The organism is Pseudomonas sp. SWRI68, assembly GCF_014269165.1.
Lineage (GTDB): Bacteria > Pseudomonadota > Gammaproteobacteria > Pseudomonadales > Pseudomonadaceae > Aquipseudomonas > Aquipseudomonas capeferrum.
In genome coordinates this window covers 75,682-91,492 of sequence record NZ_JABWRU010000017.1, presented here as the reverse complement: position 1 = coordinate 91,492, position 15,811 = coordinate 75,682, and the positions used below count along the sequence as shown (strand labels likewise).

The 15,811-nt window shown below is 63.0% G+C and carries 12 protein-coding genes; 7 read left to right on the top strand and 5 right to left on the bottom strand.

The genetic code is table 11. From position 1 onward, the window contains the following. Positions 1-56 precede the first annotated feature (56 nt). A complete protein-coding gene (locus HU770_RS20925) occupies positions 57-1,409 on the top strand; it encodes a GntP family permease (RefSeq protein ID WP_033698007.1) in 1,353 nt (450 codons plus the stop codon). Between the two features lie 87 nt (positions 1,410-1,496). Beyond that, positions 1,497-1,781: a hypothetical protein gene (locus HU770_RS20920; protein WP_186653565.1), complete on the top strand. Its 285-nt coding sequence runs from the start codon at positions 1,497-1,499 to the stop codon at positions 1,779-1,781. A 20-nt stretch (positions 1,782-1,801) separates the two neighbouring features. On the opposite strand, the gene HU770_RS20915 is transcribed toward HU770_RS20920, so the two are convergent. The 4 genes from HU770_RS20915 to HU770_RS20900 form a co-directional block, all read right to left on the bottom strand. Next, positions 1,802-3,229, bottom strand: a complete 1,428-nt coding sequence (locus tag HU770_RS20915) for a sigma-54 dependent transcriptional regulator (RefSeq protein ID WP_033698009.1) — start codon at positions 3,227-3,229, stop codon at positions 1,802-1,804. After that, entirely contained in the window at positions 3,198-4,691 is a 1,494-nt protein-coding gene (locus HU770_RS20910; protein WP_186653568.1) for a HAMP domain-containing sensor histidine kinase, read from the bottom strand. Before HU770_RS20910 ends, HU770_RS20915 begins: the two co-directional genes overlap by 32 nt. 284 nt (positions 4,692-4,975) lie before the next feature. Then, complete coding sequence (locus HU770_RS20905) at positions 4,976-6,445, bottom strand: HAMP domain-containing sensor histidine kinase (protein ID WP_186665284.1); 1,470 nt, start codon at positions 6,443-6,445, stop codon at positions 4,976-4,978. 96 nt (positions 6,446-6,541) lie between these two features. Further along, on the bottom strand, positions 6,542-7,135 hold the full coding sequence (locus HU770_RS20900) for a transglycosylase SLT domain-containing protein (RefSeq protein WP_186653573.1): 594 nt from the start codon (positions 7,133-7,135) through the stop codon (positions 6,542-6,544). 185 nt (positions 7,136-7,320) lie between these two features. On the opposite strand from HU770_RS20900, the gene gspG reads away from it, so the two are divergent. After that, positions 7,321-7,746: a type II secretion system major pseudopilin GspG gene (gene gspG, locus HU770_RS20895; protein WP_033700061.1), complete on the top strand. Its 426-nt coding sequence runs from the start codon at positions 7,321-7,323 to the stop codon at positions 7,744-7,746. 11 nt (positions 7,747-7,757) lie between these two features. Continuing rightward, on the top strand, positions 7,758-8,948 hold the full coding sequence (locus tag HU770_RS20890; protein WP_186653575.1) for a type II secretion system F family protein: 1,191 nt from the start codon (positions 7,758-7,760) through the stop codon (positions 8,946-8,948). Between the two features lie 19 nt (positions 8,949-8,967). Here the strand turns inward: HU770_RS20890 and HU770_RS20885 are convergent, their stop codons facing one another. Continuing rightward, the gene (locus HU770_RS20885) at positions 8,968-9,651 is read right to left on the bottom strand and encodes a tetratricopeptide repeat protein (RefSeq protein WP_186653577.1); all 684 of its coding nucleotides are present in this window, start codon (positions 9,649-9,651) and stop codon (positions 8,968-8,970) included. A gap of 239 nt (positions 9,652-9,890) precedes the next feature. Between HU770_RS20885 and mexE the strand changes: the two genes are divergently transcribed. From mexE to HU770_RS20870, 3 genes are read left to right on the top strand one after another with little or no spacing between them, the layout of a single operon-like run. Further along, a complete protein-coding gene (gene mexE, locus HU770_RS20880; protein WP_186665283.1) occupies positions 9,891-11,132 on the top strand; it encodes a multidrug efflux RND transporter periplasmic adaptor subunit MexE in 1,242 nt (413 codons plus the stop codon). A 12-nt stretch (positions 11,133-11,144) separates the two neighbouring features. Then, the gene (locus HU770_RS20875) at positions 11,145-14,324 is read left to right on the top strand and encodes an efflux RND transporter permease subunit (RefSeq protein WP_186653579.1); all 3,180 of its coding nucleotides are present in this window, start codon (positions 11,145-11,147) and stop codon (positions 14,322-14,324) included. Then, entirely contained in the window at positions 14,321-15,736 is a 1,416-nt protein-coding gene (locus tag HU770_RS20870; RefSeq protein WP_186665282.1) for a TolC family protein, read from the top strand. Before HU770_RS20875 ends, HU770_RS20870 begins: the two co-directional genes overlap by 4 nt. Positions 15,737-15,811 lie beyond the last annotated feature (75 nt).

The following is a 15,811-nucleotide window of genomic DNA, read 5'->3' as shown; positions in this document are numbered from 1 at the left end:
CCTGAAGTTCAATAAAGCAACGCCCAAAACAACGATAAGACCGAGGCATAAAAACCATGTTCGGACTGGCTACTGATACCTTCCTGCTGCTCGACGCCCTGGTAACCATCATCGGGCTGATCCTGCTGATCACCCATTTCAAAGTTCACCCCTTCGTCGCCCTCACCCTCGCGGCCGGCTTCCTCGGCCTTACCTCCGGCATGCCGGTGGCCAAAGTGATGAAATCGTTCCAGGACGGTTTTGGCGGCGTGCTGGGCTTCGTCGGCATCGTGCTCGCCTTGGGCACCATGCTTGGCAAGCTGATGGCCGATTCCGGCGGCGCCGACCAGATCGCGCAGACGCTGATCCGCGCCTTCGGCAAGAAGAACGTGCACTGGGCCATGATGTTCGCCGCCTTCCTGGTCGGCATCCCGCTGTTCTTCGAGATCGGCTTCGTACTGCTGATCCCGCTGGTATTCATCGTCGCCCGGCGTTCCGGGGTCTCGTTGGTGAAAATCGGCATCCCGCTGCTGGCCGGCCTGTCCGTGGTTCACGGCCTGGTGCCGCCACACCCGGGGCCGCTGTTGGCGATCGGCATCTTCAATGCCGACATCGGCAAGACCATCTTCTATGGCCTGATCGTGGCGCTGCCTACCGCGATCATCGCTGGCCCGCTGTTCGGCAACTTCATCTCGCGTTACATCCCCGGTAACCCGTCCCAGGAGCTGATGGACCAGATCGCCAAGGAGTCCGACCAGGGCAACCTGCCGAGCTTCGCCGTCACCCTGCTCACGGTGCTGCTGCCGGTGGCGCTCATGCTGCTCAAGACCTTCGCCGACGTGGTGCTGCCCGCCGAGCATATCGTGCGGCAGTGGATGGACCTGATCGGCCACCCCATCACCGCCCTGCTCGCCGCCTTGCTGCTGGCCTTCTATACCTTCGGCGCGGCGCGGGGTTTCAACCGCCAGCAGATCATGAAGATGCTCGACCAGAGCCTGGCACCGACCGCTGCCATCGTGCTGATCGTAGGGGCTGGCGGCGGCTTCAAGCAGATGCTGGTGGATACCGGGGTCGGCAACGTGATCGGGCAGATGGCGGTGCAGGCGGAAATCTCGCCGATCATGCTGGCCTGGCTGGTGGCGGCGGTGATCCGCATCGCCACCGGCTCGGCGACGGTCGCCACCATCACCGGCGCAGGGATCGTCGCACCCGTGATCGACATGGTACCGGGGGTCAACCGTGAGCTGCTGGTACTGGCCACTGGCGCGGGCTCGCTGATCCTGTCGCACGTCAACGATGCCGGGTTCTGGCTGGTGAAACAGTACTTCAACATGACCGTGGCCGAGACCTTCAAGACCTGGAGCATGATGGAGACCATCCTTTCGGTGGTGGGCATCATCTTCATCATGTTGTTGTCGATGGTGGTGTGACCGTTGATCGGGATGGGGGCACCCGGCGTCAGCTCGGGGGCCCAATCGAGGTAGAAGCCCTCATCCCGATGCAAAGGAGCTTGCACCATGATTCGCACCTTCCTGCTCGCAGCCGTGTTTGTTTCGCCGCTGGCCCTCGCGGTCGGCACCGGGCCGACCTACCCAGACGACCCGCACAACCCAGCGCCCCAGCCGGGTGTCGACAGCACCCTCAACCCGATTGAAAAACCGATGCCACGGGATACCGACCCGCGCTTGCAGGGCAATGACCCCGACAGCCCGCCTGCCACGCAGAATGATGAACATGATTTGCCCGGCATGGAGGGTAGCGGTTCGCAAGACAGCAACAAGGCAGGCGCCAGCAAGCCCTGACGTCGCTGCGCGCTGAGGGGTTACCACTGCCGCTTGTCTGGCCTGGTTAACCCCAGCTTCTCGATCCGGTAACGCAGCATATCCCGCGACAACCCCAGCATCCGCGCCGACTTGGTCACGTTCCAGTCGGTCCGGTCCAGGGTCTTGCACACCAGGTCCCGCTCCATGTCCGGCAGGCTGGTGCCGGGTTCGGGCTCATGCCGTGGCATCTCGAACACCATAGGCGCCTGTTGCTGAATCAACGGTTCGTCGATCAAGCTCATGCACAAGTTCAGCTGATGGGTCTGGATCACCTCGTTGGGCGCCAGCAGCACTGTCTGCTCCAACATGTTGCGCAGCTCCCGCACGTTGCCTGGCCAGCTGTAGCCCAGCATCAAGGCCTCGGCCTCGGCGGAAAAACGCAGGTTAGGCTTGCCATAACGGCGGCCATGGTGCGCCAGGAAATGCCGAGCCAATAGCAGAATGTCCTGCCCACGCGCATACAACCGCGGCACCTTGAGCGCGATGATGCGCAGCCGGAAGAACAGGTCGCGGCGGAACTTGCCCTGCTGCACCATCTGTTCGAGGTTGCAGTTGGTGGCACTGATTACCCGCAAGTCGACCTTGCGCTCCTTCACCGCACCAATGCGGCGGATGCTGCGGTCTTCGAGCAGCTTCAGCAGCTTGGCTTGCAGCACCAGGTCCATCTCGCCGATTTCATCGAGGAACAGCGTGCCCCCATCAGCGGCCTCGACCAGGCCCACCCTGCGCTCCTTGGCATCGGTGAAAGCACCTTTCTCATGACCGAACAACTCCGCTTCGAGCAAATTGGCCGGGATCGACGCGCAATTGAACTCGATGAACGGCCCCTTGCTGCGCAACCCATCGAAATGCAGGGCCCGGGCCACCAGCTCCTTGCCTGTGCCGGTCTCGCCTTCGACCAGTACCGGGGGCAGGTCGTCGCTGGCCATGCGTCGCTCGGCATCCAGCACCTGGTGTAACGTGTGCTTGAGGCTGAGCATCACCGGCGAGTCGCCGATCAGTGCCTGCAACCCGGACTTCTGCGCCTCGCGCTCCTGGTAGAACGACAGGGTGCGCTCCATCCGCTCTGCCGCCAGGGCCTTGTCCAGGGTCAGCTTGAGCTCGGCCAGCACCACCGGCTTGGTCAGGTAATGGAACGCGCCCTCCTTCATCGCCTGCACGGCGTCTTCGACGTTGCCGTAGCCGGTCATCATGATGACTTTCAGCGCCGGCACCTGTGCCACCAGGGCGCGCAACAGGTCGTGCCCGCTCATGCCGGGCAACGAGTTGTCGGTCAGCACGGCGTCGGGCTGGGCCTGCTTGACCTGCTCCAGTGCAAGCTCGGCACTGTGGCAGACCGTCACCTCATAGCCCTTGAGGCTCAGGTAGGTGCGAATGTTGTCAGCAAGGATTTCATCATCCTCGACTACCAGGATGCTCTGTTCCATGGTCCACTCCCGCTGCGATATTGAAAGTAAGGCTGACGCGGGTTCCTTCCTCTTCGCGGCTGCTCAGGCTGACCGAGCCGCCAAAACGCTCCATGATGCGTTGAACCAGGGCCAGGCCTACGCCGAGGCCGCCCTGTTTGGTGGTAAAGAATGGTTTGAACACCATCCTTTCCTGCTGTTGGCTCATGCCCTTGCCGGTGTCGCTGAGCAGCATGACCGCACGCTGGCCGTCCGCCACGCTGACCTGGGCGCGCAACACACCGCCTGCGGGCATGGCCTCGATGGCATTGGAAAACAGACTGTTGAGAATCTGCGTGAGCTGCAGCGGCTGGCTGGCCACGTACTGCAGCTCGGGGCCTTCGTAGCAGAACTTCACACCGTTGCGCGCGATCTGTTGGGCGAAGGCCAGGTGGGTATCCTCGATGGCCGCGACCAGGTCTACCGCCTCGGGCTCGTCACTGGCCGGGCGCAGCGACACTAAGAGGTCGCGCACCCAGCGTGACATGCGGTCCACCTGGCCGATGATGTCGTTGATATTCTTCTGCGCGGTGGGGTTGGCGATTTCCTGGGCCAGCTCGGCGCTGGAGCGGATGTTGGCCAACGGATTGCGCAGGCTGTGGGCCACCGCCGAGGACATTTCGCCCAGTGCCCCGTAGGTTTCGCTGGCCACCAGCCGGTCTTGCTGCTGGTCGAGCATGAGCGCCGCCCGCCGCACGATCCAGAACAGGCCGAAATAGATCAGCGCCCCGCCCACCAGGGTCGAGGCCCAGATCAGCACATAGCCCCGCTGGATACGCCGGATCAGGTCCTGCGGCTCTTTGTAGATCTCGACCATCGACAGCACCTGTTCAGCCTGGCTGTCGAACAGCGGGATGTAGTTCTCGATGAACAGGTACTCGGGTTCACGCAGGAATTTCTGTTCTTCACGGTCTTCCTCAGCCTTGTGGTAGCTGGCAGATACCGCCTTGCGCGAACGGAAGGCGTGCTCCAGGTCGCCATCCTCCTCGATGCGCTTGCCAATCAACTGAGGGTTGGTGGACCAGACGATGGTCCGGTCACGGGCATAGACGTTGGCCAGCAGGGTGTCGGGCAGGTGTTCGACGTGGTCGAGGAATTCGACGCGGGTCGACTCGGCCAGCGCCGGGGTGACTTGCAGGTGCTGTAGGTCCAGGCGGGGGTCGAGCAGTTCACCCATGGTGGTGCCCGGCGGCAACTGCGAATGGCGGACTTCGGCCTGGGCCATGGCCTGGATGAACTGCGCGGTGAGCATGGCGTCGCGCTCGACGCTGTCACGTACCACGAAGCGCGTCGATACGTAACCCAGGCCACCGGCTACCGAGGCGATGATCAACAGGCTGATCAGGGAAAACCAACGCAGCAGGTTGAACTCGCGCAGCGGTGCCGCGAAACCACTGGAGGCCGCAGAGGCTTTGTCGGGCATTTCGTTGTCCAGCATCTGCATAGAGTGGTTCCCGCGCAGGGAGTCCGTTCTGAAGCGCAGCCTTGCTACGGTTGGTAGCAATTCAATAGCACTCCACCTGGGCCGCCGAAGCTGCCATCTGTTGCTATCGGTCTTTGCAAAAACTCAGCCAGCAAATCTTGAAATTAATAAAACTATATTTTTCAATTACTTGATTTAGCTTTTTAATCTTTTTTCAAGATCTAACCCCCATAATTGGGTGAAAATCACCCAAAAACAAATAAATAAATATAAATCATATAGTTATTCAATATTTTTAAAGCCAATTATGCAGAACTGACCAACCTGAAGTTCAGCGAAACCCGAGTGCCGTGCCCTTCGCTGCTGCTCAACCTCACCGCCCCCCCAAAGCGCTCCATGATGCGTTTGACCAGCACCAGGCCAACACCCAGCCCGCCCTGCTTGGTGGTGAAAAACGGCCTGAATGCCATGCGCACCTGCTGCTCGGTCATCCCCTTGCCGGTATCGGACAGGCGCAGGGTGAGACTGCGCCGGTCCTTGCGCACCACTTCGACACGCAAGGTGCCGCCCTGCTCCATCGACTCCATCGACTCCAGCGCGTTGGCGATCAGGCTGCTGAAGATCTGCCTGAGCAATGCCGGGTGCCCCAGGACCTGAACCGCCGGTAACGGCTGTAGGTCAAGCCTCACTGCACAGCGCGTCAGCGGTACCGCAAAGGTCTGCAGGCTTTCCTGCAGTGCCTGCGCCAGGTCCACCGCCACCGCTTCGTCATTGAGCGGGCGCAGTGACTGCAACAGTTGGCGAATCCACTGCGACATGCGATCGACCTGGTTGATGATGTCGTTGATATTCCGATGTGCCGGGCCGTCATCGAACGCTTGTGCAAGCTCGGCACTCGAGCGGATGCTCGCCAGCGGGTTGCGCAAGCTGTGCGCCACCGCCGAAGACACCTCGCCCAGCGCCACGTAGGTTTCGTTGTTGATCAGCCGCTTCTGCTGCACCGCCAGCAGCTTGGCGGCGCGGCGCATGATGCCGTACAGGCCGATATAGACCAGTGCCGCGCCAACGGTGATCGCCGCCCAGATAAGGATCAGGCCGTGCTCGATGCGCACAATCAGGTCATGGGGTTCCTTGTAGATTTCCACCATGGCCGTGACATGCTCGCCATCGGCGTCGAACAGCGGGATGTAGTTCTCGATGAACAGCTGTACGGGCGGAGTCACGAACTTCTGCTCTTCGCGTGCCTGTTCAAAATCATGGTAGCTGGCGGAGACCTGCATCTTGTATTCGAAGGCGCGATCAAGGTCGTCATCGCCCTCGATCAGCTTGCCGATCAATGCGGGGTTGCTGGACCAGATCACGGTGCGGTCCGGCGCGTAGATATTGGCCAACAGCATGTCAGGCAGGTGCGCGATATGGTCGAGGAACTCGCCACGGGCCTTGCGCCGGGCTTCGGGGTCGACATCCGGCAGCGCCGTGCGATCGGTGCGCGGGTCAAGCAGCTCGCCCATGGTGCGCAAATTGGGGATCGACACGTGGCGCACTTCGGCGTCGGCAATCGAGGTAATGAACTGGGCAGAAAGCAGCGCATCGCGCTCGACGCTTTCGTCGATGATAAAGCGGCTGGAAATCAGCCCCAGGCCGACAGCCACCGAAAAGATGATGGCCAGGCTGACCCAGGCGTACCAGCGCAACAGGTTGAACGGCTTGCGTGGGGTTGCCGCCTCACTGCCGGCAGGCACTTCGAGGGCGTCGGAACGAGGGGCGATGTCCATGGCGGACTCCACGGCTGGGCACCTTTGAAGGTTATAGCCCAGAGTTGGGGGAACCATGGTTGTAAATTGATGGCATCCGCCGAAGGGTGGCTGCGCCTATAACGGCGAATCGTCCGCCAACCCTTGCAGCTTGCGGTACTCGCGCAGCACGTTGGGCACGTAGCGGCGGGTTTCGGCGAACGGCGGCACCGCACCCCGGCGCAGCACTGCATCGGGGCCAGCGTTGTAGGCGGCCACGGCCAGGGTGATGTCGTTGTCGAACAGGGTCAGCATGCGTTTGAGGTAGCGTGCGCCGCCCTGCACGTTGTCTTCAGGGTCCAAGACGTTCTCCACGCCCATTTCACGGGCGGTATCGGGCATCAGTTGCATCAGCCCCACCGCGCCCGCTGGCGAGCGGGCCTTGGGGTTATAGCCGGACTCGGCCTTGATCAGCGCATGCAGCAACGCCTGCGGTACGTTGTGGGCGAGCGCCGCGGCCGCCACCAGCTCGGCATAGGGGCGCCCGGTGATCAACTGCGCACCGGCCGGGCCCGCCTGGGCCAGCGGTTCACTGATCACCCGCTGGTAATGACGCCCGGGTCGATGGACGTTGGTCAGTACGTAGCCGCCCTTGGCATCGATGGAGATGTACACATCGGCCTGGGCGGCACCCGCCGCCAGCCAGATCAAACCCAGGATGAGTCCACGCATGTCGGCTGCCTCTTCGTCGTGGCCCCCGATGTGGGGGAAATGCCCCGGAAAACCCGAGGTCGATGTCGACGACGCAAGCACTGTGCCGCTTCCTGTACCGCATGGTGCAAGGCCCCGAGGCAGACGTGCACGGCTGTTGCATGGTGCCTGACACAGCCTGTTTCCATGCAGCGGAGGCCTTCACCATGCAGCGCAGATCCAACCCCCAACGTGGTTTCACCCTGCTCGAACTCCTCGTGGTGCTGGTGGTGCTCGGCCTGCTGGCCGGCATCGTCGCGCCCAAGTACTTCAGCCAGCTAGGCCGCTCGGAGGTCAAGGTGGCACGGGCACAGATCGAGGGCTTGAGCAAGGCCCTTGACCTCTATCGCCTGGAAGTCGGCCATTACCCCAACAGTGAACAGGGCCTGCAGGCGCTGGTCACCGCTCCCAGTGGCGAAGCCCGCTGGACGGGCCCCTACCTGCAGAAGGCGGTACCGCAAGACCCGTGGGGGCATGCCTACATCTACCGGCAACCCGGCGAGAACGGCGGCGAATACGACCTGCTGTCGATGGGCAAGGACGGCCAGCCCGGTGGTGACGGGGAAAACGCCGAAATCACCAGCTGGCAATGAGGAGATCGGCCATGCGCTACAGCCTCAAGGCCCTGGGCAGACAGGGCGTGGTGCAGTTGCAGATCGACGCCGAAGATGCCGACCAGGCGCGTCGCCAGGTCGAGGCGCAAGGTTTGCGGGTGGTCAGCGTGAAGGGCCAGGGCGGCGCATTGCGTGGCATGGCCTGGCGCCGCGAAGCACACTTTGACCTGGTGCTGTTCAGCCAGGAGCTGTCGACCCTGCTGAATGCCGGGCTGCCGTTGATCGACGCCTTGGAAAGCCTGGCGGAAAAAGCCCCGACCCCGGCCACGCGCAAAACGCTGGGTGACCTGGTGCGCCAACTGTACGAAGGGCATTCGCTGTCCCAGGCGCTGGCCCGTCAGCCGCGCATATTCCCAGCGCTGTACGTGGCCTTGGTGCAGTCCAGCGAACGCACCGGCGCCCTGGGCGACGCCCTGGGCCGCTATATCGCCTACCGCCAACGCCTGGACCTGGTCCGGCAGAAGCTGGTGGGGGCGTCGGTCTACCCGCTGCTGCTGTTGCTGGTGGGCGGTGGCGTGGTGCTGTTTCTGCTCGGCTACGTGGTGCCGCGCTTCAGCCAAGTGTTCGAGGGCATGGGTACCGAGCTGCCCTGGCTGTCACGCATGCTGATGCAGATCGGCTTGTTCCTGCATGCCCAGCAACTGCCGTTGGCACTGGGCAGTGTGGCGGGGATAACCGCCCTGGTGCTGCTGCGCCGTCATCCGCGCGTGCGGCGCTGGGCATCCCGCCAGCTAAGGCGCATGCCCGCACTGCACCAGCGGTTGATGATGTACGAGCTGGCGCGCTTCTACCGCTCGCTGGGCATCCTTTTACAAGGTGGCATTTCCATCCTCACGGCAATGGGCATGGCCCGCGGGCTGCTGGGCAGTGCCGCAGCCCAAGGCCTTGAACAAGCCAGCCAACGCGTGGCCGAAGGGCTGCCGTTGTCCGATGCGCTGGAGGCCGGGCAACTGGTGACGCCGGTGTCTTTGCGGCTGCTGCGGGCGGGTGAACAGTCGGGCAACCTCGGCGAGATGCTGGAGCGTTGCGCCGACTTTCACGACCAGGAGATCGGCCGCTGGGTGGAATGGTTCGTCAAGCTGTTCGAGCCGCTGCTGATGACCTTCATCGGCTTGCTGATCGGCTTCATCGTGATCTTGATGTACATGCCGATCTTCGAACTGGCCTCAAGCATCCACTGAAACGGCTAGGCCCAGGCCATTAATGACGCACAAGGTAGGCGCCGGCAGGAATGTGTTTTTTTAGCTTTTTGCACTTGCCGGGCGGGGGTTGATGCCCGGGTGAGCGATCGGGGAACCAGATTCGGCATTTGCCCGGTGGCGGCCTGTGGCCTGGCGGCACCTCAAAAGCAGCATCGGCCATGCGGTGTTCAGCAAGACCGATTCGCTGCTGACCGGCAATGCCCTGCATCTGTTCGGCAGCAGCAAGCGTGACTGATCGTGCGTGCGCCGAGCTCGTCTGTGCTTGTGTTGCTTGAACAGCCGACGCGTTTACAGCACCAGGAGCAGTACCTGAAGTCCGGGCTTTGTTCGCTGCCTGAATCAATTGCAGATTACGATTGCGCAATGCCACGTTGTGCCCGACGCGCAGGTTGGAGCGCGCCGCCAACACTCCCGCCTGATCGTATTGCCCCTGCTGCAAGCGCAGCACACCCAGATAGTGCAGTGTAGCGGGATTGTTCGGCTGAATTTGCAGCGCCCGCTCCAGTGTGGCCGCGGCCTGATCAAGTTTGCCGTCTGCATATTGCCTAGAAGCGGTGTCGATCAACAGGGTCGAGGCCGTATTACTGTGTGCAGTCGCCGTGCGCTCGCCGGCGACGGTGAAATGGCTCGCAGCGACGCTGAACAACAGGGTAAGGGTCGACAGCATACGCTTGCTTGGCATGAGGAAAGCACTCGACTGGTCCAGGTGGGCCTGGCTCGAAAGAAGAGCCTATCGACCTGAGCATGGCATTGAAGTTCCCGATTGATCGCTCAGATGCTCATCTGCCCGCGATGCCGCTTATCGATGAAAGATCCCGACATATCATTCAGCGTGATAATAACCTTCGCCCCGTTCGATTCGTGCGCCGCGCGCAAGGCACTCACACTCCGCCCACTACTAATACTCTGGCGGAGTTCTCCATGGACCACTCACTCAAACCCTTGCGCTTTCCACTCGCTGCCCTGGCAGTCGTAGTGCTCAGCGCTTGCGGTCGAACCCCCGACGCCGTGCAGGCGCCCGCCGCGCCCAAAGTCACCGTTGCCAAGGTGATCGAACAGCCGATCAATGAATGGGACGAGTTCACCGGCCGTCTCGAAGCCCCGGAAACCGTCGAAGTGCGGCCACGGGTCTCGGGCCAGATCGACCTCGTCGGTTTCACCGAAGGCGCCCAAGTCAAGAAAGGCGACCTGCTGTTCCAGATCGACCCGCGCCCGTTCCAGGCTGAAGTCCGCCGCCTCGAAGCGCAATTGCAACAGGCCAAGGCCACCGCTATCCGCAGCGCCAACGAAGCCCGCCGTGGCGAGCGCCTGCGTGACAGCAACGCCATCTCCGCCGAGCTTGCCGAATCGCGCAGCAGTGCCGCCGCCGAAGCCCGCGCCGGGGTCGATGCAATCCAGGCCCAGCTCGACCTGGCCCGCCTGAACTTGAGCTTCACCCGTGTCAGCGCGCCCATCAGCGGCCGTGTCAGCCGTGCCCAGTTCACGGCCGGCAACATCGTCACCGCCGATGTCACCCCGCTGACCAGCGTGGTGTCCACCGACAAGGTCTACGCCTACTTCGACGCCGACGAGCGCGTGTACCTCAAGTACACCCAGCTGGCACGTGAAGGCCAGCGCGGCCAGACCACCCCGGTGTACCTGGGCCTGACCAACGAAACCGGCAACCCGCACCTGGGCCAGATGAACTTCGTCGACAACCAGGTCAACCCGCGCACCGGCACCATCCGTGGCCGCGCCGTGTTCGACAACCGTGACGGCCAGTTCACCCCTGGCCTGTATGCACGCCTGAAGCTGGTCGGCAGCGCCCAGTACGACGCCATGCTGATCAACGACGAAGCCGTGGGCACCGACCTTGGCAAGAAGTTCGTGCTGGTCATGGACAAGGACAACAAAGCTACCTACCGCGCTGTAGAGCTGGGGCCCAAGCTCGAAGGCCTGCGCATCGTGCGCAGCGGCCTGGCCAAGGATGACCGCATCGTAGTCAGAGGCCTGCAGCGGGTACGCCCAGGTTCGGCGGTTACCCCAGAAGAAACGGCAATGGCCAGCGAACAGACCCTCGCCGCCCTCGCCCAGCAGCGCCAGGCCCTCGAGGCCAGCAACACCACGCCGAAGGTAGCGGGCACCACTGAGAAAGTCGCCAGCGTCCAGGCGCCACGCGGTTAAGGGATCACACCGATGAACTTTTCAAAATTCTTCATTACCCGGCCGATCTTCGCCGCGGTGCTGTCGCTGGTGCTGCTGATTGCGGGTTCGATCTCGCTGTTCCAGCTGCCGATCAGCGAATACCCGGAAGTGGTGCCGCCCACCGTGGTGGTGCGCGCCAACTTCCCCGGTGCCAACCCCAAAGTGATCGGCGAAACCGTCGCCGCGCCGCTGGAGCAGGCCATCACAGGTGTCGAGAACATGCTGTACATGTCCTCGCAATCCACCGCCGATGGCAAGCTGACCCTGACCATCACCTTCGCCCTGGGCACCGACCTGGACAACGCGCAGGTGCAGGTACAGAACCGCGTCACCCGCACCCAGCCCAAGCTGCCGGAAGAAGTGACGCGCATCGGTATCACCGTCGACAAGGCCTCGCCCGACCTGACCATGGTCGTGCACCTGACCTCGCCGGACAACCGCTACGACATGCTCTACCTGTCCAACTACGCCATCCTCAACATCAAGGATGAGCTGGCACGCCTGGGCGGCGTGGGTGACGTGCAACTGTTCGGCATGGGCGACTACTCGCTGCGCGTGTGGCTCGACCCGAACAAGACCGCCTCGCGCAACCTGACGGCCAGTGACGTTGTCGCGGCCATCCGCGAGCAGAACCGCCAGGTCGCTGCCGGCCAGCTGGGCGCCCCGCCCGCCCCTGGTTCCACCAGTTTCCAGCTGTCGATCAACACCCAAGGCCGCCTGGTCAATGAGGAAGAGTTCGAGAACATCATCATCCGTGCCGGTGCCGATGGCGAAATCACTCGCCTGAAAGACATCGCCCGGGTCGAACTCGGCTCCAGCCAATATGCCCTGCGCTCGCTGCTGAACAACCAGCCGGCAGTGGCCATCCCGATCTTCCAGCGCCCAGGCTCCAACGCCATCGAGATCTCCGATGAAGTACGGGCCAAGATGGCCGAGCTGAAGAAAGACTTCCCCGAGGGCATGGACTACAGCATCGTCTACGACCCGACCATCTTCGTACGCGGCTCCATCGAGGCAGTGGTACACACCCTGTTCGAAGCGCTGATACTGGTGGTGCTGGTAGTGATCCTGTTCCTGCAGACCTGGCGCGCCTCGATCATCCCGTTGCTGGCGGTGCCGGTGTCGCTGATCGGTACCTTCGCGGTGATGCACCTGTTCGGCTTCTCGCTCAATGCCTTGTCGCTGTTCGGGCTGGTGTTGGCCATCGGCATCGTGGTGGACGACGCCATCGTTGTGGTGGAGAACGTCGAACGTAATATCGGGCTGGGCCTGAAACCGCTTGAAGCCACGCAAAAGGCCATGAGCGAAGTGACCGGGCCGATCATTGCCACTGCCCTGGTGCTGTGCGCCGTGTTCGTGCCTGCCGCGTTCATTTCCGGCCTTACCGGGCAGTTCTACAAGCAGTTCGCCCTGACCATCGCCATCTCCACGGTCATCTCGGCGTTCAACTCGCTTACCCTGTCGCCGGCCCTGGCCGCCGTGCTGCTCAAGGACCACCACGCACCCAAGGACCGCTTCTCGCGCTTCCTTGACAAACTGCTGGGCAGCTGGCTGTTCTCGCCGTTCAACCGCTTTTTCGACCGTGCCAGCCACAATTACGTCGGCGGCGTGCGCCGGGTCATCCGCTCCAGCGGCATCGCCCTGTTCGTGTATGCCGGCCTGATGGGCCTGACCTACCTCGGTTTCTCGTCCACCCCGACCGGTTTCGTGCCGGCCCAGGACAAGCAATACCTGGTGGCTTTTGCCCAATTGCCAGATGCTGCCAGCCTCGACCGCACCGAGGCGGTGATCAAGCGCATGAGCGAGATCGCCCTGAAGCAACCTGGGGTTGCCGATTCGGTAGCCTTCCCGGGCCTGTCGATCAACGGTTTCACCAACAGCCCGAACAGCGGCATCGTGTTCACCCCGCTCAAGCCGTTCGACGAGCGCAAAGACCCGAGCCAGTCGGCAGCGGCCATCGCCGCCGCCCTGAACGCCCAGTTCGCCGACATCCAGGACGCCTACATCGCGATCTTCCCACCGCCGCCGGTACAGGGCCTGGGCACCATTGGCGGCTTCCGCCTGCAGATCGAGGACCGCGGTAACCTGGGTTACGAAGCGCTGTACAAGGAAACCCAGAACATCATCGCCAAAAGCCACAACGTGCCGGAACTGGCGGGCCTGTTCACCAGCTACCAGGTCAACGTGCCGCAGGTCGATGCCGCCATCGACCGGGAAAAGGCCAAGACCCATGGCGTGGCGATCAACGACATCTTCGACACCCTGCAGGTTTACCTGGGCTCGCTGTACACCAACGACTTCAACCGCTTTGGCCGTACCTACCAGGTCAACGTCCAGGCCGAACAGCAGTTCCGCCTCGATGCCGAGCAGATCGGCCAGTTGAAGGTGCGCAACAACTTGGGCGAGATGATCCCGCTGGCGACCTTCCTCAAGGTCAGCGACACCTCCGGGCCTGATCGCGTGATGCACTACAACGGCTTCATCACCGCAGAAATCAACGGTGCTGCTGCCCCGGGCTACAGCTCTGGCCAAGCCGAGGCTGCCATCGAGAAACTGCTCAAAGAGGAACTGCCCAACGGCATGACCTTCGAGTGGACCGACCTGACCTATCAGCAGATTCTCTCTGGCAATACCGCGCTGCTGGTGTTCCCGCTCTGCGTACTGCTGGCGTTCCTGGTGCTGGCGGCCCAATACGAAAGCTGGAGCCTGCCGCTGGCGGTGATCCTGATCGTGCCGATGACCCTGCTGTCGGCCATTACCGGGGTGATTGTCTCGGGCGGTGACAACAACATATTCACCCAGATCGGCTTGATCGTACTGGTGGGCCTTGCGTGCAAGAACGCGATCCTGATCGTCGAATTCGCCAAGGATGAACAGGCCAAGGGCCTCGACCCGCTGGCCGCAGTGCTGGAAGCCTGCCGCTTGCGTCTGCGGCCGATCCTGATGACCTCGATCGCCTTCATCATGGGCGTGGTACCGCTGGTGTTCTCCTCCGGTGCCGGTTCGGAAATGCGCCACGCCATGGGTGTCGCGGTGTTCTCGGGGATGATCGGCGTGACGGTGTTCGGGCTGTTCCTGACCCCAGTGTTCTTCTTCCTGATCCGCCGTTTCGTCGAACGCCGCCAAGCCCGCAAGGCCGAACGCGTGCAATCGCTGGAGAACCCCGCATGAACCTGCTCAAACCCCTGACCCCGAGCCTGCTGGCGTTGGCCCTGGCGGCCTGCGCGGTGGGCCCGGAATACAAGACGCCGAACACCGAGCCTGCCCGTTTTGACGCGCAGATGCAGGCCAAGGCCTACGACCGTAGCCGCTTCGAAAGCATCTGGTGGAAGCAGTTCGACGACCCGGTGCTGAACCAGCTGGTGCAGGCCTCGCTCGACGGTAACCGTGACCTGCGGGTAGCCTTTGCCCGCTTGAAGTCGGCCCGTGCTATCCGTGAGGACGCCGCCAACGACCAACTGCCGGTAGTCACCAGCCGTGCCAGCAGCGAAATCGGCAAGGGCCAGGTCCCCGGCCAGACCGAGCAGCGGGTCAACAGCGAACGCTATGACCTGGGCCTGGACATGGCCTGGGAACTCGACCTGTTCGGCCGTATCCAGCGCCAGATCGAAGCCAGCGAAGCCCAGGAGGCCGCCGCCGCGGCCGACCTGCAGCAGTTGCAAGTCAGCTTGATCGCCGAACTGGTCGACGCCTATGGCCAACTGCGCGGTGCCCAGTTGCGCGAGAACATCGCCCTGGCCAACCTCAAGACCCAGCAGGAATCGCGCACCATCACCGAAACCCTGCGCGATGCTGGCGTGGGCAACGACCTTGATGTGGTGCGTGCCGATGCGCGCCTGGCAGGTGTCGAAGCCACTGTGCCGCAACTGCAGGCCGAACAGGCGCGAGCCCGTCACCGCATCGCCACCCTGCTTGGCCAGCGCCCGGACGCGCTAAGCGTAGACCTGTCGCCCAAGGCCCTGCCAGCCATCGCCAAAGCACTGCCGGTGGGCGACCCCGGCGAGCTGCTGCGTCGTCGCCCGGATATTCGCAGTGCCGAACGCCAACTGGCCGCCGCCACGGCCAACGTCGGTGTGGCCACTGCCGACCTGTTCCCACGGGTCAGCCTCAGCGGCTTCCTCGGCTTTACGGCTGCGCGCGGCTCGCAGATCGGCTCCTCGGCAGCCAACGCCTGGGGCCTGGGCCCGAGCATCACCTGGGCGGCCTTCGACCTGGGCAGCGTGCGCGCCCGTCTGCGCGGTGCCAAGGCAGACGCCGAAGGCGCCCTGGCCAACTATGAGCAGCAAGTGTTGCTGGCCCTTGAAGAGTCGGCCAACGCCTTCAGCGATTACGACAAGACCCAGCAGCGCCTGTTGTCGCTGATGCGTCAGAGCGACGCTAGCCGCAAGGCGGCAGCGCTGGCCTCGATCCGCTATCGCGAAGGCACGGTGGACTACCTGGTGCTGCTCGACGCCGAGCGTGAGCGCCTCAGCGCAGAAGATGCCCAGGCCCAGGGAGAGGTCGAGCTGTACCGTGGCATCGTCTCGATCTACAAGGCCCTGGGTGGCGGCTGGCAACCGGATACGGTGGCCAGCGCGCGCTGATTCAACCCCTTTCAACGACTCCTTTGGTTGGTTACTCCCCCAACCGTTTGCCCCGCGGGCCTTGGCCTGCGGGGC

Excerpts from the sequence above, each read along its gene's own strand:
- HU770_RS20875 (WP_186653579.1), top strand. The coding sequence starts at position 11,145 with ATGAACTTTTCAAAATTCTTCATTACCCGGCCGATCTTCGCCGCGGTG.
- HU770_RS20900 (WP_186653573.1), bottom strand. The coding sequence starts at position 7,135 with ATGCGTGGACTCATCCTGGGTTTGATCTGGCTGGCGGCGGGTGCCGCC.
- mexE (WP_186665283.1), top strand. The coding sequence starts at position 9,891 with ATGGACCACTCACTCAAACCCTTGCGCTTTCCACTCGCTGCCCTGGCA.
- HU770_RS20885 (WP_186653577.1), bottom strand. The coding sequence starts at position 9,651 with ATGCCAAGCAAGCGTATGCTGTCGACCCTTACCCTGTTGTTCAGCGTC.
- HU770_RS20925 (WP_033698007.1), top strand. The coding sequence starts at position 57 with ATGTTCGGACTGGCTACTGATACCTTCCTGCTGCTCGACGCCCTGGTA.
- HU770_RS20870 (WP_186665282.1), top strand. The coding sequence starts at position 14,321 with ATGAACCTGCTCAAACCCCTGACCCCGAGCCTGCTGGCGTTGGCCCTG.
- HU770_RS20910 (WP_186653568.1), bottom strand. The coding sequence starts at position 4,691 with ATGCAGATGCTGGACAACGAAATGCCCGACAAAGCCTCTGCGGCCTCC.
- HU770_RS20905 (WP_186665284.1), bottom strand. The coding sequence starts at position 6,445 with ATGGACATCGCCCCTCGTTCCGACGCCCTCGAAGTGCCTGCCGGCAGT.
- HU770_RS20920 (WP_186653565.1), top strand. The coding sequence starts at position 1,497 with ATGATTCGCACCTTCCTGCTCGCAGCCGTGTTTGTTTCGCCGCTGGCC.
- HU770_RS20915 (WP_033698009.1), bottom strand. The coding sequence starts at position 3,229 with ATGGAACAGAGCATCCTGGTAGTCGAGGATGATGAAATCCTTGCTGAC.
- gspG (WP_033700061.1), top strand. The coding sequence starts at position 7,321 with ATGCAGCGCAGATCCAACCCCCAACGTGGTTTCACCCTGCTCGAACTC.
- HU770_RS20890 (WP_186653575.1), top strand. The coding sequence starts at position 7,758 with ATGCGCTACAGCCTCAAGGCCCTGGGCAGACAGGGCGTGGTGCAGTTG.